General features: G+C 36.4%; 20 protein-coding genes. 9 read left to right on the plus strand and 11 right to left on the minus strand.

What is annotated here, in order from left to right; all coding sequences use genetic code 11:
* Window positions 1-215 precede the first annotated feature (215 nt).
* The 3 genes from arsC to GSM42_RS14935 all read right to left on the minus strand — a co-directional run bounded on the left by arsC (window position 216) and on the right by GSM42_RS14935 (window position 2075).
* Window positions 216-638, minus strand: coding sequence for an arsenate reductase (thioredoxin) (gene arsC, locus GSM42_RS14925; RefSeq protein ID WP_160802336.1), 423 nt, complete (start codon window positions 636-638; stop codon window positions 216-218).
* Window positions 631-1686, minus strand: a complete 1056-nt coding sequence (gene arsB, locus GSM42_RS14930; protein ID WP_160802360.1) for an ACR3 family arsenite efflux transporter — start codon at window positions 1684-1686, stop codon at window positions 631-633. Before arsB ends, arsC begins: the two co-directional genes overlap by 8 nt.
* A 62-nt stretch (window positions 1687-1748) precedes the next feature.
* Complete coding sequence (locus GSM42_RS14935) at window positions 1749-2075, minus strand: ArsR/SmtB family transcription factor (RefSeq protein WP_160802337.1); 327 nt, start codon at window positions 2073-2075, stop codon at window positions 1749-1751.
* 301 nt (window positions 2076-2376) lie between these two features.
* Here GSM42_RS14935 and GSM42_RS21040 point away from each other — a divergent pair, with 301 nt between their 5' ends.
* From GSM42_RS21040 to GSM42_RS14960, 5 genes are all read left to right on the plus strand, one after another.
* Window positions 2377-2502 (plus strand): hypothetical protein, encoded by a 126-nt coding sequence (locus tag GSM42_RS21040; protein WP_275402157.1) that lies wholly within the window; start codon window positions 2377-2379, stop codon window positions 2500-2502.
* A 371-nt stretch (window positions 2503-2873) separates the two neighbouring features.
* Window positions 2874-3029 (plus strand): hypothetical protein, encoded by a 156-nt coding sequence (locus GSM42_RS14940; RefSeq protein ID WP_160802338.1) that lies wholly within the window; start codon window positions 2874-2876, stop codon window positions 3027-3029.
* 388 nt (window positions 3030-3417) lie between these two features.
* Window positions 3418-3717, plus strand: a complete 300-nt coding sequence (locus GSM42_RS14945) for a hypothetical protein (protein ID WP_160802339.1) — start codon at window positions 3418-3420, stop codon at window positions 3715-3717.
* A gap of 389 nt (window positions 3718-4106) precedes the next feature.
* Window positions 4107-4730 (plus strand): histidine phosphatase family protein, encoded by a 624-nt coding sequence (locus tag GSM42_RS14950; protein ID WP_160802340.1) that lies wholly within the window; start codon window positions 4107-4109, stop codon window positions 4728-4730.
* Between the two features lie 203 nt (window positions 4731-4933).
* A complete protein-coding gene (locus GSM42_RS14960) occupies window positions 4934-5068 on the plus strand; it encodes an IS3 family transposase (RefSeq protein WP_160802342.1) in 135 nt (44 codons plus the stop codon).
* 68 nt (window positions 5069-5136) lie between these two features.
* On the opposite strand, the gene GSM42_RS14965 is transcribed toward GSM42_RS14960, so the two are convergent.
* The 5 genes from GSM42_RS14965 to GSM42_RS14985 all read right to left on the minus strand — a co-directional run bounded on the left by GSM42_RS14965 (window position 5137) and on the right by GSM42_RS14985 (window position 8771).
* A complete protein-coding gene (locus GSM42_RS14965; RefSeq protein WP_160802343.1) occupies window positions 5137-5682 on the minus strand; it encodes an NUDIX hydrolase in 546 nt (181 codons plus the stop codon).
* 463 nt (window positions 5683-6145) lie between these two features.
* The gene (locus GSM42_RS14970; RefSeq protein ID WP_160802344.1) at window positions 6146-6862 is read right to left on the minus strand and encodes a YdcF family protein; all 717 of its coding nucleotides are present in this window, start codon (window positions 6860-6862) and stop codon (window positions 6146-6148) included.
* Window positions 6859-7068 (minus strand): hypothetical protein, encoded by a 210-nt coding sequence (locus GSM42_RS14975; RefSeq protein ID WP_160802345.1) that lies wholly within the window; start codon window positions 7066-7068, stop codon window positions 6859-6861. Before GSM42_RS14975 ends, GSM42_RS14970 begins: the two co-directional genes overlap by 4 nt.
* A 415-nt stretch (window positions 7069-7483) precedes the next feature.
* Complete coding sequence (locus GSM42_RS14980; RefSeq protein ID WP_160802346.1) at window positions 7484-7906, minus strand: hypothetical protein; 423 nt, start codon at window positions 7904-7906, stop codon at window positions 7484-7486.
* A gap of 415 nt (window positions 7907-8321) precedes the next feature.
* Window positions 8322-8771 (minus strand): hypothetical protein, encoded by a 450-nt coding sequence (locus GSM42_RS14985; protein ID WP_160802347.1) that lies wholly within the window; start codon window positions 8769-8771, stop codon window positions 8322-8324.
* A gap of 467 nt (window positions 8772-9238) precedes the next feature.
* On the opposite strand from GSM42_RS14985, the gene GSM42_RS14990 reads away from it, so the two are divergent.
* From GSM42_RS14990 to GSM42_RS15000, 3 genes are all read left to right on the plus strand, one after another.
* The gene (locus tag GSM42_RS14990; RefSeq protein WP_160802348.1) at window positions 9239-9391 is read left to right on the plus strand and encodes a hypothetical protein; all 153 of its coding nucleotides are present in this window, start codon (window positions 9239-9241) and stop codon (window positions 9389-9391) included.
* 1217 nt (window positions 9392-10608) lie between these two features.
* Window positions 10609-11601, plus strand: coding sequence for a site-specific integrase (locus GSM42_RS14995; RefSeq protein WP_160802349.1), 993 nt, complete (start codon window positions 10609-10611; stop codon window positions 11599-11601).
* A gap of 37 nt (window positions 11602-11638) precedes the next feature.
* Complete coding sequence (locus GSM42_RS15000) at window positions 11639-11977, plus strand: ribonucleotide-diphosphate reductase subunit beta (RefSeq protein WP_420821005.1); 339 nt, start codon at window positions 11639-11641, stop codon at window positions 11975-11977.
* An 89-nt stretch (window positions 11978-12066) separates the two neighbouring features.
* On the opposite strand, the gene GSM42_RS21415 is transcribed toward GSM42_RS15000, so the two are convergent.
* Both GSM42_RS21415 and GSM42_RS21205 read right to left on the minus strand, forming a co-directional pair.
* Window positions 12067-12321: an ATP-dependent DNA ligase gene (locus tag GSM42_RS21415; protein ID WP_420821006.1), complete on the minus strand. Its 255-nt coding sequence runs from the start codon at window positions 12319-12321 to the stop codon at window positions 12067-12069.
* A 578-nt stretch (window positions 12322-12899) separates the two neighbouring features.
* Entirely contained in the window at window positions 12900-14006 is a 1107-nt protein-coding gene (locus tag GSM42_RS21205) for a cytochrome P450 (RefSeq protein WP_338055313.1), read from the minus strand.
* Window positions 14007-14529: 523 nt separating this feature from the next.
* On the opposite strand from GSM42_RS21205, the gene GSM42_RS15015 reads away from it, so the two are divergent.
* On the plus strand, window positions 14530-14919 hold the full coding sequence (locus tag GSM42_RS15015; RefSeq protein ID WP_160802352.1) for a hypothetical protein: 390 nt from the start codon (window positions 14530-14532) through the stop codon (window positions 14917-14919).
* A 965-nt stretch (window positions 14920-15884) separates the two neighbouring features.
* Here GSM42_RS15015 and GSM42_RS15020 read toward each other — a convergent pair.
* Window positions 15885-17048, minus strand: a complete 1164-nt coding sequence (locus tag GSM42_RS15020; RefSeq protein WP_160802353.1) for a nucleotide disphospho-sugar-binding domain-containing protein — start codon at window positions 17046-17048, stop codon at window positions 15885-15887.
* Between the last annotated feature and the right edge of the window lie 301 nt (window positions 17049-17349).

Consider the following 17349-nt stretch of genomic DNA (forward strand, 5'->3'; position numbering starts at 1 on the left):
TTTTTATGAAATGGAACAGGCTGTAAAGATAAAATAAGAAATATTATATCAGGATCGACATACTCTCCGACGGATCAAATCAAATAAGAAATCTGCTTTCTTTTCTTAGATTTCAAAAGTTTTTTGCTCTTGTACAGGAATCCACGTGGTGTATATCATCCTAATGATTAATTAGGTAGTAAAAAAGTCACTTCCTAAACAGAAGTGACTTTTTCTTATGGATTCATAGTCGCAAACTGTTGAATACGAGCTTCGATTTCATCTCGTACTCGTTCGAAGACTTCCCACTTTTCTTCTTCTGTTCCTTGTGCTCTTGCTGGATCATCAAATCCCCAATGATCCCGTTGTATATGTGGGGGAGTCATCGGGCATTTATCATTAGCATCCCCACAGAGTGTGATGACGTAATCCGCTTTATTCAATAGCTCTGGATTAATGATATCCGAAGTTTGATGGGAAATATCAATGCCTTTTTCAGCCATGACTTTCACTGCTTTTGGATTCAGTCCATGTGCTTCGATTCCTGCACTGTATACTTCAAAGTTATCTCCTAAATATTTCTTTCCGAATCCTTCTGCGATCTGACTTCTGCAAGAGTTTCCCGTGCAAAGAAAGTAAATAATTTTCTTTTTACTCATCGATGACCCTCCTTGGTTTTGCTTGAAAGTATTTCTTTTGAAACCAAAATGCAATATTTACTAAACCAATAAGTACGGGCACTTCTACCAATGGACCGATAACTGCTGCAAAGGCAGCCCCAGAGTTAATTCCGAATACTCCAATGGCAACTGCAATCGCCAATTCAAAGTTGTTGCTTGCTGCTGTAAAGGAAAGAGAAACGGTTTGAGAATAATCCGCTCCAGCCTTTTTGCCCATATAAAAAGAGATAAAGAACATGATGACAAAATAAATCAATAGGGGTACAGCAATTTGGAGTACATCGAAAGGTAACTGTACAATTTGATCTCCTTTGAGGGAGAACATGACAAAGATAGTAAAGAGGAGAGCGATCAAGGTAATGGGACTGATCATGGGAATAAAACTTTTTTCATACCAATCTCGACCCTTTGCTTTTACGAGACTAAATCGAGTGATCATTCCAGCAACGAAGGGAATACCAAGGTAAATCAATACACTTTCCGCTACTTGCCCCATCGTGATATTTACAACTTGCCCCTTAAGTCCAAGCCAAGTTGGGAAAATCGTAAGAAACAAATAAGCATAAACAGAATAAAAGAGAATTTGAAACACGGAGTTAAAGGCAACTAGTCCTGCTGCATATTCTCGATTACCATTTGCTAATTCATTCCAAACAATGACCATTGCAATACATCGTGCTAAGCCAATCAAAACCAAACCTACCATATATTCAGGTTTATCTCGCAAAAAGATAAGAGCTAGGGCAAACATGAGAATCGGACCAATTACCCAATTTTGGACAAGCGATAAACTAAGAATTTTCACGTTGCGAAAAACTTGACTCAGTTCTTCATAGCGTACTTTTGCTAGAGGAGGATACATCATCAAAATCAAACCAATAGCTATAGGGATAGAAGTAGTCCCAGCTTGATATTGAGTTAGACTTTTTACCATGCTCGGAAAAAGAGAACCTGCTCCAATTCCAATCCCCATCGCAAGAAAAATCCAGAGTGTTAAATAGCGATCTAAGAAAGAAAGTCTTCTCATCACTCCACTCATCAAATCACAACCTTTCCATCACAATAGATGAATAGAGGCGATAATTCAGTTTAGTTACAAAGAACCCGAAGTCCCTTTTTCTTTAGTTCCTCGATTTCTTTCTGCATGTCTGGGAGTGTCTCTAAGATCGATTCAAAAAAGGGATAGTTGCTCCCATCCAAGGAATAAAAGACCCATTGTCCGTTTCGACGCTCTTTTACCAACTTTGCTGTTTTTAATTTTCTCATGTGCTGAGAAACAGCAGGTTGACTAATCTGGAGAATCTCCACAAGTTCACAGACACACAACTCATCTTCTTTTAATAAAGAGAGGATGTGTAAACGAGTCTTATCCCCAAGGATTTTAAGACATTCTGCTAACTGCTCCCAATTCAACATAGTACATCACCTCACAAATATATAAGCATATGCTTATATATTTGTCAAAATTACTGTTGCCATTGAAATATGCATCATTAGTTGAATGAAAGAGGGTAGTAACAATGGAACGACATCCGTCAAATCCGTTATAAAACTTTTTTGTTAGATGTGTTTATTATTTCTATCGATATTAGTAACGTAATTTTTTGTGTCTAGGAAGGGAAGTTGAAAGTACATGCTGAGTTGTTACCACAACATAAGGTGGAAGAAATAGAGAAGTTAGAATCCTTGTATACTAATAGTTTACGAGTGGATGAGGATGAGCTTCGGGGAGATTGCAAGAAAGGCTGCCGAAGCAGTCAAACAAGCGGTTCGACTGACAGAAATTGAGTTGACAGGCAATATTCGAGAGAACAGCCTAGTGGATCATGGAAGATTATTTTAGTTTATGGAACATGAAAGCAACAGGGAGCTTTGAGCTATAAGGTATATACTGCTGTATGCTCGTTATGCCAACGATAGAACCGGGATTTATGGTCTTTCAGGGAAACCCATCCAATCTAAGAAGTAAGGGAACACCATTACTCCAAAGCGTCCCGATGATGTTCTTGTTTTTGAAATCGATGGAAAAACCATCTTTGCTAAAGCAGTGAAATCACCAAGAGCACCACTGGTATTTCGAGTAGGTGGAAAGACGGTACATGCCATGAGCGTGAGAGGGATAAAAGGGAGAAAATATGTAAAAAAAGCCATTTCAAAAATGGAACAAAGAAAAGTGGAATTTGTAGAAATAGCATTGGCGAAAGTTGGGTTAACATGAGTTACGCTATTGACACCCGTAAATTAGCAGAGATACGCAATGAAATAAAAGAAGCTATTTTACAAAAGTTACAAGACTCAAGATCAGATGTATCTCCTGTCGCTTCAAGTATATGGCGATCAAATGGAAGTAGGAAAATCCCTGTCCTATGATACTGCCTGCTTCTCATCAACCAGAGTTGAAAGGAGGACATACAGCCCTTCATGATTTCATCTTTTATTTTTAGTCATGGTGCATGATTTAGAATCCATCACAGAAAAAGAGTTAGCAGAAGAGATAACCGCTAGAATATATGATGTGATCGTTTCAGATCGAACGCTAGGAAAGAAAGTGTTTGATGTACGAGCTTTAAACTTTGATTAAGCTATGAAGCAGTTGCAAATTCCAATATCTATTGGGCAAGCTGTGAATTTGCTTTTCGGATTCAAAGAAGAGAGTAAGTCAGTAGAAGTTCATAATAAACTAGAATGTATATTTTGATTTTTGTATACTGTAGATACGGAACCCACAACCCTGTAATTAGGAAGGAAGATGGTCATTATGACCACGCTGAAGCAAACCTTCATGTCGGCTGTCCAGAACGCTCTCAATGGTGAGCGAGGTAGGGTTCGGACCTATGTTCAGAAAGCAGTGAACGAGTTGCTCGATGAGCAGTCAGAGGAAGAGCTGGATAAGCTCGATGACATGTATCAGACCCTGTGGTTGAGGTACAACAGTTGGAATGTTGGGATCAAGGAGTTCGTGAATGCCTACATCTGGTACATCACGAATGTGTTCGATGACGAAACTCTCTGGTCTCAGCACCTCAACAGTTATAGAACTCGTCTGGCAGCTGAGTGATCTTTTACTTTATGGAGTCTGCTCCAGTGAGTGAGGTTCCCGGTCGAGCAATGCTCGACCGGATGCAAATAATGAAATACAAATAGAAAAGTAACAAGCTAATTTGGTGCGATAACAAGTTAGCTTGTTTTCTTTTATAGTAAGAAGAAATACATGATAAAATAACTTGGGCTATGGAAGCTAGAGCTAATTGTCTGTTGTTTACTAAGAGTGGTTATGATCTCAGGTTATTACAAAAAGCTTTAAATAAGATATATTCGAATGAATAAAAGAATAAAGGGGAAATCCATGTAAGATTTCCCTTTCCTGCTATAATAGTTATTTGTACCTAACAATTTTATTTTCGCTAAAAAAATGGATTATCCATTCATGAAAGGTTTGATTTTGGTGTGGATACCACCATTTATATAGTAAGACATGGACAAACAGAATGGAATATAGAAGGACGTTTACAAGGGAGACTAGACTCTCCGTTGACAGATGCTGGTGTGGAACAGGCTAAGCAATTAGCACAACGTTTGCAGAATATCTCCTTTGATTCCATTTATTCTAGTTCAAGTAACCGTGCATTTTCTACTGCACTTCATTTGAAAAAAGATCGAGCAATCGAAGTGAATAAATCAGATCACCTTATGGAGATGGATTTTGCAACTTGGGAAGGGAGGAAATGGAGTGAAATTCAGGATTTATTCCCTGAAGAATTACTACTCATGAATGAACACCCAGAACGTTTTGAAGCAAAGGAAACTAAAGGAGAAACCTTTCATGATATGCAGAAGAGATTAGCATCTTTTATTGATCAAATTTTAAAACAGCATGCTGGACAAAACATTTTACTCGTATCCCATTCCATTACAATTAAGGTGCTGATTAACTATCTCCGAGGAGGAAATTTAAAGTATTTATGGGATGGACCAGATATTCATTGGGCAAGTCTGTATGAAGTTGGTTTTACAGAAGATAAAACGAAAATATTTTTTGAAGGAGAGGAAATCCTTCCTTTGCAATATTAAATTACAACATGACCTGATCAGAAATATGTACTTCGCCCAGATGTACTACATTGGAGGTGTTTTTTATGACGAAGTACTCACTAGAGACGAAATTAGAAGCAGTGCAAGCCTATTTGGATTGCGTAGAATCGTATAAGGATGCCGCTCAAAAGCATCAGTCAGATCCTTGTATGTAAGACGTTGGGCGGATAGGTATCGAGAGCATGAAGCATTTCAACCGAGAATTAGACCGTTATATTCATTGTTACAATCACAAACGAATGAAAATAAAAGGAAAAGGTATGAGTCCGATTCTAATCGAACTCATGCTCAACAAGGGGATTAAATTTCGTGTCTAATTTTTTGGGTTCAGATCAAAGTCAAGTCAGAGCCATACCAGTGTCCCTCTAGGCTTTATGTTAGCACTTTAACTTGGATCTATATACAGACGTAATAGTTTTTCAGTGGAAGAGAAAGCAAGGTTATTCCAAGGAATTTCATTAAAATAGAAAAAACAACCTCGTGCACTTTCAATGTTAACAACTACTTCTTCATTATCAGCAATTGTTTCGTAGGTTAATTGGATTAGTCCATCTTTAGGAGAAGAGAATGTATCAACAATCTCATTTACCTCTACAGAAAGACCTGTTTCTTCCTTCACTTCCTTTTTTATTGTTTCAAAAAGATCATCTCCACGTTCTACATGTCCTCCTGGAAATGCCCATAATCCTTTCCCAGGTTCTTCGTCTCTCTGAAGCAGAAGTACTTTGTCTTTTTTTCTATTCAGAACAATCGCTACAACTGCCAATTTTGGATCTAAGTAAAATATAAATTGACACTGATGACAAATAAGCTGAGGTTGGTTGGGAATATGTATGTCTTCTAGAGAGAATTGGTGTCCGCAGCGTGGACAAAATTTTAGATCCTCTTTTTCATATTTCCACTGGTAGGTAAAATAGAGCTCTTTATTCATTTTAAATCTCCTTAGTGATGGGCTCGTTGTTCCGAATAAGAGTCCAGATATTAAAATACATATACATATTTTCAATTTAATGTCTTTTATTAATCATTGCTAGAATATAGCTAATATTTAATGATTTTCTATTGCTAGTAATCATGTCTATTACAATTAGATAAAAAAAGTTCCAAATGCTTTTAATCTTCTTTATTGGTAGTAATAGAAGAAAGACTCTGTGACGAGCCTTTTCTGAGTTGTTGCTGTCGAAATCAATTTAAGTTCTTATTATTGATTATTTAACATCAAAAACGTGCCTAGCTCATATCTAGATGTTGGCTAGAAAATCCAATGGAAAATGGAACGTAAATTAGGTAGTGACGCTGGTATAACTCTAACCTCTGGTTGTTCAACACCCTATCTTGCCAACTCGGATATACGTTTTTCTTTGGTAACAACTCATATTTCATTCGTTATAGAGCTAAAGATCGCCTTTCGCTCTATATAATTTAATTCGTTCGATTTCACCATGAACAATGTGGCGATTTTTACTCGACAGAAACCAAGTGGCGGGATGCCATCCATTTGTATCAGAGAAGTTCGTGATCTTTATATCATGTAAATCAAAAACCTTCTTAAATGTAAGATAGGTGCGAAGTTGATGGAATGGAGAAGTCACTAAGATGATGTGAGTGAAATGATGTTCTTTTAACAGATCAAGCAAAAGCACATATTCTGCGTTTTCACGTGTGTGCAAGGATTGATCTTCCACTAGAATGGAGTCCGCAGGAATCCCCATAGCCAAAGCTTTATTTCGTAAATAGTTGGCGCCAAGATTTACATCCCATGTCTCAGCTGCCCTCGCAATATCTTTTTCTTGAATTCGGCCGTTTCTAGCAGCAGCTTGAAGGTCGTCTAAAGGGATAAGATTTGGTTCTCCAGAACCGGCTACTTTCGCACTAAACCTACCACTACAAATGATGTAAGGAGCCCACTCGTTGCGGTACAAATTGATAGCTGTCTGAATTTTACTATCTAAAAATTTGATATTGCCCCGTGTACCTGCAAGTACAACAATTGCGTCGGCCTTATGTAACCGATTCCTCAAGGCAAACTGTTTACCCTTAATGTAGAAGATCAACCAACTTAAGATAAACAAAAAGACTATTGAGCTTGCAGTAAGAAGGATTGTTTTCATTTTTCACCAGTCAGTATGTCACTTAAATCAGTAACATACTGATCCTTTCTCCAAGGGGATTGTAACAATTTACGGTGTAGATCTTTCACTTTACTTATTATCTTACTAGAGCCAATGGAGTTTGCCAGTTGAAAAGCACCTTGTGCATAGCGAACAGAAGCATCAACAGCTCCCAATCCATAATAAGCCACAGCTTTTTGAATCAATAACCTTGCACGACCTCTCATACTAATTAATGAAAAAAATCTCGAAAAAATTCGAGCATTAGAAGCTAAGATAAAAGAATTAGAAGGACAAGTAGAAAAGATAGAGAAGTAAGTTAATTAGAATTGGAACATTAGGAATATATCAATATTTTAAATGGATGCAAACTCTCTTATTAATTCTAATTGAGCAAAATCGGGATTATATTTAATAACTCACAAAGAAAGAGAAAATAAAAGCCCCTCTAAACAGCACAGTGTACCTTCAATTATTACGGAGCTAGGTAAATAGTGATTATTTGTATCTATATTTGCTTAAATGCAACTATTAGTCTAAGTAGTCTGTGGGATCTACTTCTATCCAATCGAGTTTATCACCAAGATCTTTTGGATCTGCATTGCTCATGCTTGCCAGTTTTCAGTTATCACCTTCTTTTTTCATGTTTATTTCTAAGTATGAATCTTCTTTTTTATTACTGACCCAGATGACAATATAATCTAAACTTGTTGCTGTTCCTTTTGGAAAGCGGATAAGGAAAGAGCGTTGAGTATCTGATTTATGCTTCCTTGGTACATTAGCAACATAATAATGTTTGTCTAAACCCGTAGTCATGTATTGAGTTATTTCAAAAATATCATTTTCATCGTATAGATTTTTATCCTTGGCTTCAAGAACAGAAATGATTTTTGCAAGACGTTCTTTTGCAGATGTTTTATCACTCTTGGCATATTGGTTATTAATAAAGGTAACACCAGCTATTTGGGCATCATCTAAACCGCAGCCAGCAATCATAGTAGTACCTATCAAGAGTAAAAGTCCAGTTAATACCCATTTTTTCAATGTACTCCACCTCAAATATATGAACTTTGCCACTTTTAATAGTATATAGAAGAGACAGATGATTGTCTTGCCCAATGAAAAGGCTTACGGTTTATTTGTTTTTCTATTGTAAGAATATTAATAAATATGTGATAAAGATGGGTAGAAAAGTAACATTTACTTTAATCGTAGGAATTTCAAACGCTGAATAGAAAGAAACATTCACACTTGAAGAAGAAGAGGACTATCAGTCAGAAGAAGAATTAGAGGAAATTTGAAATAAGTGTGGAGAAATTGGGTATTAGAACAAATTGATGGTGGAGTAGACATTGGATAAAAGTTTAATTTTCTAAAGATGTGGCTTATTTTCTCTTCTAATGCACGAAGCGCGTGACACCACCGTATGGGGTGTCACGCACTCAGGCTACCGCTTCAGTCAGACACAAGGTGAGTGAGGTGACATCCCTGCTTCCTCCTGCATCTTCATCACCCACTCCAGCAACTCCTCCAGGTCCTTGAAGTCCTTCTCGAACTTCATGAGCACGGTGAGGGTTCCCGAGATAGTTGGCCAGAGCGGAGCCTGACCCTTGAACTGGGAGAGTGGTTCGTATAGATCCCTTACCTTCTTGATGTCGTTGCGAAATCCATCGACCCAGGGCCACTTAAGGGCGTCAGTTCCCGGCTTGACCTTCATCTGCTCGACCCCCTTGGGGAGCAGGTAGTCTCGGGCCAAATCGCCAAGCATCCAGATGGTCGACCGCATATTGCGTTCGAGTTTGAGAGCCAGTTCCGACTCGTTGAGGTTGTCCTTGAACAGATCGATCGCATACACCGCAGTAGCGGCGCTCGCGTTCGTCAGTTGGAGCAGGGACCTGAAGTCACTCACGGTAGCCTCCCTAGGCTTGTAGGTATGTACATTATATATGATTTGCCTATTAGTAGAAACATTTCTATTGTGATTTTTTCTTAGATATATGGACTTATCTATACTGCTATTTGAAGTTAAAGAATTTAGCACACCAAATAGCAGATCTAATTGGGGTAAATATATTTCTTTAGGTTAAGAAAATACTAAAATTTTATAAAGGAGATGGTGCTAAATGCTAAAATACAAAGTTGGCGACAAAGCCGTAATTTCAGGAGATCGTTCTGGTCATGGATTTAAAATGAGAACAATACTGACAATTACAGAGTTGTTTCTAGAAGGAACTCCGCCACACTACTATACTAGTGATAAGAATGGAGATTCTTGGTATGTTAGAGAAGGTGATCTTTCGTCATGCTGAATAAAAGAAATCACACTTAATAACCAAAATAAAAAGTAATAAATAATTATGTAATGGGGAGATGTCTATGAATAACAAGACAAAGCGAGCTCAAATTGTGCTAAGGGATGGTTGGCATATAGACACGCCGACTGGCGATGTTTTATGGGAATGCCCAACAAGTGGTCAACCAATGGGGGAGCCAAGGGGTAAGAACTTTTATGAAAATGGGGACAGTTAGCATTGTGATGTTTGGAATAATCCCTGTGGTCATATTGCTAAGTATGTTAATCTTAAAATGAAGAGAAATGATGGAACATTCGAAACTTGGAGAGACATACTCTGTAAACGAAAGAAATAATGGTTTGCCTTGCTTTTGATAATACTCAAACTTATAAGAATTCAGGTTTTTCAAATTTGTAATTTATTTATATGAGCAACCTCTTTTTTATTCTAAAAAGATACGAAGTAAAGTAAAATAGAGGTTAGCATAAAATGATTATGCTATTTGTTGAACCTTTTTTGGAGGGGAAATGGATCTCAGTAAGGAATCAGTTCCGGAGAGACGAGAGAATGGACGTCATGCTTCTACTTACTCTAAGCCGGTAAAGGTGAGGCGCCGAAGCCGTTTGGGGAGAATCTGGGACGGTTTCTGTGAAGTAGTTGAAGCCTGTCTTGATTTTGGCATTGATGTCTTGCTTCTGCCCTTCCGAATCATCTGGTGGTGCCTTAGGGCGCTAGGAAAGGGCCTGGAGGCTCTCGGAAGCATCTTCGATTGATCCTTTCACTGAATCAAAGGGACTTGGTTACAATGTAACCAAGTCCCGAAAAGATATCTTAAGTATAAAGAAAGATGAATAAAAGGATTATTTTAAATAAAATAAACCACAAGCTTTCTGCACAAATGCAATATATAGTGATAAAATAGAAACAATGAACTAAAAGAACATTTTTGGAATCACAGAGGTTATACCTGTTCCTTTCACTTAGCAAAATTTTGGGTGCTACTACTCTCGATTTGAAGGAATTCGTTAACATTTTTTTGAAAATGGAGATTTTGAACTAGAGGTAAAAAAAGATGCATGTTGAACTTTTGCTCTTTCTTTTACTTTGAAGGAGGGGTTTTGATGCAGGAATCGAAAAAGAGAATCAATGATGTGCAAGACGTTATAATTAAAGGGAGTTAATGAGGGAAATTGACAAAAATACATAATAGTGATATTAAGTTTGCATATGTGTGATTGAAAACAAAAACATGAAAAGGAGGTTATCGAAAAGAGTGATCTGAAACTCTTTTCGACACTCTCGATAAATCTACAAAATTTACTCTAATGCTAAGATTAACCTATCTAAGCTTGACATATGAAAAAAAATAACTTGATATTCGCTGGAGATACTATTATTACTTGCTTTTTTGGGTAGAATGCAGATGAGGTAAATTTGGGAGTGAAAAAAACTATGACAAAAGAAACTAATAGTTATATATTTAATGAAAACGTAAAGAATGAATTTCTAAAAACTATTACTAATGAAAAGACGGCCCATAATTATAATAGGATATTTGTTGTTACTCATAAATATGAAGAAGATTTAGGAAAAGATTTAAATCGATTCTCGTTAGAGCAATTGGAAAAGATACTTTATGATTTTGAAGCTAATAATCGACATACAATTGAATCATATGCCCGTATCATATCAAGCTACTTAAATTGGTGTGTACAGCAAGGTATATTGAAAAACAACCCTCTAAGTAAATTAACGTCAAGTGATTTTGATAAGTATGTAAGTGATCAGGAAGTCTTTTTATCTGAAAAACAATTACGCCGATATGAGGATCAATGTACAAACTACCAAGATGCTGTTATTTTCCGGTTACTATTTGAAGGGCTTTCTGGAAACCAGCATTCAGAGATCTGCAATTTGAAAGGTTCTGATGTTGATTTTGAAAACAATTCTTTGCATCTTATCAACAGTCTTAAAGTTGATGAAAAAGGCTTCCCATTAAAGTTCACTGAGAGAACGATTAAAGTAAGTGATCGTGCAATGGAGCTTGTCCGTGGTGCGATAGATCAAAAAACATATGTAAAACGAAATGGACTTATGTCAACAGCAGCATCTAATGTAAGAGATTTTCATGATTTGGTTGAAAACCAATATGTAGTTAAAGCTGCCGTCACTAGAAATAAAGAAGAGGTCAATGTACCAACTGATAGGTATGTTATCTTCAGAAGAATTAGATTAATTACACAAATTTTAGGTGTAGAACATGTCAATGCTAAAATAATTCAGCGTAGTGGGATGTTATATTTAGCCAATCAACTTGTTCAAGATGGAGAAGAGATTACTATTGATGATCTGAAAATCGTTGCGAATCGATATAATCTAAAAACATACTTTAACCTAAAGAGTTTCTTAACTTTAGAAAACATTAGAAAGGTATATCCAAAATAAAGGAGTGATGTGATGTAGAAACCATGCTATTATTCATATGTGGAATAATGAAGAGGCAAAGAAGGCCAAAGAAAAAAATAAAGAATATAAAAGTGAAAAGAAGTCTTTTGCCGAATGGGAAGAAAAACAGGATAGCCTTCGAGAACAAGGATACTCAGGGCAACGGGATCGGGCGAAAAAAGAGGTTGATTCTCTATTAAAAGTGCTAATGGAGAATGAATATCGTTACACAGAGGATTTATATACAAGTATTGGGCTAGACCACGAAGTAAAGGTCTTCTTACATTACAACGCAAATAAAGCTCTGATGAATTTGGGTTTAGAACCCACTATTGAAGATGAAGGGAACAAATTCAATTATTTTGAATGGCCTTAATACAAGTACTAAAACGCACGATTTCTTCAGTATGAAAGGAAACTCTTATATCAAGACTGTAAAAGTTGAACCTCTAACAGATAAAGATTTTACTTTTGAAAGATTAACCAAGCAAGGTTTACCTTGTTGATATCAGTTACACATATTTCACCATCCAAAATGGTATCAGGAGGTAGTTCGATATCTAATAGTTCGGGAAATTGAGCATTACATTGTGTGTTGTGTCTAGAGTAGAGATTTATTCTACCTCCAACAGTGGAGAGTATAAGTCTGATTCCATCTATTTTTAATTCACAGATATTGTCATGGTTGTTGAGTGGTTTGTCTGTTCTGTGGAGCAGCATGAGAGAAATAAACGTAATTATCACCTATACAAATTTAACATTATGTATAGGTGATGTATTTAGTGGATTTATGGCAATAAAATCTAACAGAATATGATTTTTATTCCATAGTTTGATTAGGAAATTCGACAATAGTAGGCTTGGACTTATCTTTTGCTGTAGCCAATACCTCCCTCCAGTTGAGTGACGAAGATGCTCCATCTTCATCGTAGTTTTTGAAGTAATCTTCTGATTTCACGTAATCTGCTAACTCGTAATTTCTCCAAATTTCAGTCTGATTTTCTGCTTCAAGTAATCATTTTAAGCATCCAAAACAGATCCTTTGTTATTTCATATTATCAATATTTTATTTAAAATTGGAGAACAGCTCAAATTGCTCTGCGGAACGAGCAATCTCTAGGTCAAAGGCTGCATAGAAGTAAGTAACTTTTAATTATGTTGTTAATAGAAAAACTGCACATTCATTTGTTAGGGTGTCTAACAGTGGAAAGTGCAGTTCATTTCATCTATATTACTTAATTAATATTCGTCGGTTGGCTAGGCAGCAAGGTACATTCCTTAAATGGAGTGTCATATTTTTACCTTTTTTGGAAAATTACCGGTAACTCCTTGATGGAGAACATGAGAGCAGTTTGATTCATCGTTAGTGGTCCATCAAACTTTAATTGAAATTCTTTGAACCGCTCAAACAAAATTCTCAGTACAATGTTTGCCTCTAAACGAGCCAAAGGGGCTCCTATACAAAAATGAACTCCATGTCCAAATGTGGTATGTCTCAAATTGGTTCGATGAATATCAAACTGATCGGGATTTTCAAACACGGATTCATCACGGTTGGCAGAGCCTATCCAAGTATTAACAAGGTCACCTTTTTTAATCAATTGCCCTCTTAGTTGAATATCTTTGGTAGCGATTCGAGTGGTATATAGAATAGGTGAACGATATCGCAATACTTCCTCGATTGCTTTTGCAATATCTTTTGGATGTTGGTATAGATGTTCTTGCACTTTAGGATTTTCCATGAAGGTAAACAAGGAATTACTAATCAAGTTGGTAGTGGTTTCATTTCCAGCTATTAATAAAGTGATACAAAAAGCTAATAGCTCTTTGGTTGACAATTTTCCGCCATCTATTTCTGCTTGTACGAGATGAGAGATCAGATCATTCGTGGGATTCTCCTGACGTGTTGCAATCATTTCTATAAAATATTGACTCATCTCTTGCTGAACTAGGAGATAGCCTTCGATTCCACCTTCTACTTCCGAGGGTTGTTTGACAAAGACAGTAGACCAATATTTAAATTTTTCTCGATCTTTATAGGGAACTCCTAACATTTTTGCAATAACTTGGATGGGTACTGGAGTTGCTAAATCCCTTACGATATCCATCTCACCTTGGTCAGTGACTTGATCAAGTAGTTCATTGGTGATCTCTTCAATCCAAGGTTTCATATCTTCAATTGCTTTTGGCGTAAAAGCTTTGGACGCTAATGAGCGAAGTTTCGTATGATAAGGTGGATCATTAGCGTCCAAAGCTTCCGTTAACGGACTTTCTTCCACTTTAGGAAGATATTCCGCGGAAAAGTTTTCATAATCGCTTAATACGCTTTGTACATCATCATAACGAAAAACATGCCATGTACCTTTTGAACCAAAAAAGTGTACAAAATCCGCATCGTAAACGATAGGGCTTCAGTAATCATTTTTTTAAACCAAGGAAAAGGATTATGAATAGAATGTTTCAAACTAGCCCTCCAAATTTCAAAATTATTATCTCTATATTCCGTTATAGATTAATATTCCGAAAATAAATAGTTTTTGAACCAGAATTTGCATTATTTTTGTTTTATTAATAAAAATAATTTTTCTGAGGATGTTGCATAATTAACGATTCCATGAATCTTTATCAATACTAGTGCTAGATTCTATAAATGCCAAATAGGCAATCAAATAAGCAAAAAGAACCCCCTCAGTCAAGGAGATTTGGTTTTTTGATGCAACTGGGTCTTCCTATTTAATCGAAAATTTGATAAATTAAACCATGAGACAGATGAAGGATACTCTTAAAATTAACTTTTTTTCATGAAAAAATCAACACATACCGAATAAATTATAATAACTATCATGTCAAAAAATTAATATTAATTCATCTGTAATTAAATAAATTGTATGGGCTTACATCTTTGACGTAAAAGGGGAAAATGGAAGTATGGTTAAATTGATTACAGTCTTTAAAAATATTGGGGATCTGGATGCTCTACTAAAACATTATACTGAGGAAATTTATCCTGTCATTCATAAAATGCCCGGGATTATTTGTACAGATGTAACGCTTATCTCTCATATTAGTCCTGATATTTCAAAAGAACTAAGGGGAATTGAACTTATAATGGAAACACATTTTGAATCCGAAGAAGTAATACAAGGGCTTATTTTTTCCGATCTAGGTAGTGAAATTATGACAAGGGCAACAAAAGTTACTCCCTGTGAAGTGTCGTTGTTTACGGGAAAAGTAAAAAGGTTTACTGGTGAAATGACAGATAACTTACGCCGAACTATTGCGCGGATTGGCTATGAAGTGGATGATTTAACAGAATAGGTTATCCAAAAAAAAATACATATTCTTATCAAAAGGGCAGACTATTCTAACAATAAATCTGCTCTTTTGATTTATGAATTTTAAATTCAGTTGTGATTCCTTAAATAGTTTTGAATTACCTTCTAATGGAGATGAGGAAGGTCTAAATTTTATAGACCTTGGTTTTAAATCTACAATTTTAATATGATGGAGAGGTTGTATCTGTTGACAGGTTACAAATATAATGATAGTAAATATATGAACATTTGTTCATATATTTCGGTGTTTTTCAATTTCTAATTTGTAAGATCAAGTGACATGCCGTTAGAGAAAAAAATTAACAAAAAGGGACAAGAAGCGAATGAAAGTACAAAAATAGAAGATAAAACGGAAATTTATATGAGAAGCATTAGATTGTGCGAATTGTGCTGCTAAAATTGAACAAGGAGTAGGACGTTGAAGGTGTAACCTTTTCGACCGTTGATTTTGTTTCTAAAACATTGATTATGGAAATAGATAACGTAGGTGAAGTGGATGGTATCGAAGTAGCAGCTACAAAGATAATCAAAAAATTAGAACCAGAGGTAGAAGTGATGGAGTATGATCGAAAAAGGGATTAGAAATATAGCTGAGATAACGGGAGTAAAAGAACGAAAAAAATGTTAGTTCGAAGAAGTGTCATTGGTTACAGAAAAGGGAGAGCTTCAACTCTCTACACTTTTCTCGAACGTTCATCAAAGGTTTTTTCCGAAACTTATAGGTATTACAAAAACTAAAACAAGACAATTTTCCCCAGATAAGAGAATAAAAACAACAATCCATGCAACCTGCATGCGATCATCATCGCCATGGGATAACCCATCAAATATTTTATCGGCATGGCGATGAACAATAAGATTAGATGAGACATATTTCAAGAATGCCGATGATACGAAAACGGCCAATAGGTTGTTTTAACTCAAAATATCAGTCCTTTCGTGATTTTACTAGATTACATCGTTCGGTGTGTCTTGTCTTTTTGCTGTTCCCTTTTCTCTGAAAAAGTCCTGGACAACGTCAGCTCCTTGATTACTTCCGCCACTTTTTTGAAGAACAGACTTCATTTCTTTTACCCTACTTCTCAAAGTAAAATCGGAATTTAGTTTCTCAACAGCTTTCTTTAATCGTTCTGCTGTGAGTGTTTTGAAATCCAAATTCAAACCCAGACCCAACTCTTCCACTCGGGCGGCAACAAGCGGTTGATCAGAGGATTGAGGAACCATTAGGAGCGGCACGCCAAACCAAATCGATTCCATAACCGAATTCATTCCTCCATGCGAGATGAAAACCTCTGCATGTTGAAGCACCTCCAATTGGGGAACAAAGGGATAAACCAGAAAATTAGACGGAATGTCAGCTTTTTCGGGAATCGATCTAGAGACCATGACCACTTTCCATTTCGTGTCGGCAAACGCATCCATACAAATTTGATAGAAATGTGGTTGATGGATCACGCTTCCCAATGAAATGTAAATCGTCGGGTGATTTTCAATACGTTCAATGGGGAAATCGACCTCTTGCTCTCTCTTGATGATGGTCGGACCTATAAATTCGTATGTATCATCCAAGTATTTGGAGTCTGGCTGAAACTCTCGAGGGATCGGCGCAATGTTTAATTCTTCCTTCACCATGAACATCTTTTTTACTACTTCTGGTATCTCTCCATGAAACTGAGTAGGAAAATATTGGAATATGGGTGAATCAGGAGTGATAACAATGCCCGAATAAAAAAGAATTCTGGGAATCTCCAGTTTTTCGGAAAGGTTGCGTCCCCAAAGGCACATGGGATCGCATACAATACCGTCAGCGCTTTCCGATTTCACCTTTTTCATAAGACGTGGAGCTTTTCTGGCATGATTCGAAAATATCTCAAGAAAGATTTCTGGGTTTAGAGCAGTGTCAGAAGAGACATTCGCACTCTCTTGAACCATTTGAATGCCGAATTCATCATCAATGACTCGGACCTCCGCACCGATTCCCTTAATTCTTTTCTCAAATTCTTTCGTTGTGTAATAAACAATTTGCTCACCGCGTCGGATCAGCTCTTTTGCCACTGGCAATGTCGGATTTACCTGACCATGAGCAGGCATGATAAAAAACAATAACTTCATCGTTAATCTCTTCCTTTCAACTAATTTTCAGGTATTTCAAAATAAAAACCAATGTGAAATCTATGACTTCTTGCAAGTATTTCATCAATATATCTATCGTGATGATTTTGAAATTTCTCGCATTACCTAGGATGAAAGGGGTCACCGTACCCAAAGAAGAAAAATTTACGTATTGGGTACTTTCAAAAAATGGATCAAAACGATGGAATCTAGGGTATGCATCACTATAATATTGTAAAAATAAGGGATCATTTCAGTATTAAGAATAATCCTGAAAGATGTAAATTTGATCGCTTATTCA

The sequence above is a fragment of the Shimazuella alba genome, assembly GCF_009831235.1.
GTDB classification, from domain to species: domain Bacteria; phylum Bacillota; class Bacilli; order Thermoactinomycetales; family Thermoactinomycetaceae; genus Shimazuella; species Shimazuella alba.

Coding starts and splice junctions, on each gene's coding strand:
- GSM42_RS14965 (WP_160802343.1), bottom strand. CDS start 5,682: ATGAATAAAGAGCTCTATTTTACCTACCAGTGGAAATATGAAAAAGAG.
- GSM42_RS15020 (WP_160802353.1), bottom strand. CDS start 17,048: ATGAAGTTATTGTTTTTTATCATGCCTGCTCATGGTCAGGTAAATCCG.
- GSM42_RS14935 (WP_160802337.1), bottom strand. CDS start 2,075: ATGTTGAATTGGGAGCAGTTAGCAGAATGTCTTAAAATCCTTGGGGAT.
- GSM42_RS21415 (WP_420821006.1), bottom strand. CDS start 12,321: ATGCTGCTCCACAGAACAGACAAACCACTCAACAACCATGACAATATC.
- GSM42_RS21040 (WP_275402157.1), top strand. CDS start 2,377: ATGAGCTTCGGGGAGATTGCAAGAAAGGCTGCCGAAGCAGTCAAACAA.
- GSM42_RS15000 (WP_420821005.1), top strand. CDS start 11,639: ATGTGGAATAATGAAGAGGCAAAGAAGGCCAAAGAAAAAAATAAAGAA.
- GSM42_RS14990 (WP_160802348.1), top strand. CDS start 9,239: ATGAATAACAAGACAAAGCGAGCTCAAATTGTGCTAAGGGATGGTTGG.
- GSM42_RS15015 (WP_160802352.1), top strand. CDS start 14,530: ATGGTTAAATTGATTACAGTCTTTAAAAATATTGGGGATCTGGATGCT.
- GSM42_RS14945 (WP_160802339.1), top strand. CDS start 3,418: ATGACCACGCTGAAGCAAACCTTCATGTCGGCTGTCCAGAACGCTCTC.
- GSM42_RS14940 (WP_160802338.1), top strand. CDS start 2,874: ATGAGTTACGCTATTGACACCCGTAAATTAGCAGAGATACGCAATGAA.
- arsB (WP_160802360.1), bottom strand. CDS start 1,686: ATGAGAAGACTTTCTTTCTTAGATCGCTATTTAACACTCTGGATTTTT.
- GSM42_RS14995 (WP_160802349.1), top strand. CDS start 10,609: ATGACAAAAGAAACTAATAGTTATATATTTAATGAAAACGTAAAGAAT.
- GSM42_RS14970 (WP_160802344.1), bottom strand. CDS start 6,862: ATGAAAACAATCCTTCTTACTGCAAGCTCAATAGTCTTTTTGTTTATC.
- GSM42_RS14960 (WP_160802342.1), top strand. CDS start 4,934: ATGAAGCATTTCAACCGAGAATTAGACCGTTATATTCATTGTTACAAT.
- arsC (WP_160802336.1), bottom strand. CDS start 638: ATGAGTAAAAAGAAAATTATTTACTTTCTTTGCACGGGAAACTCTTGC.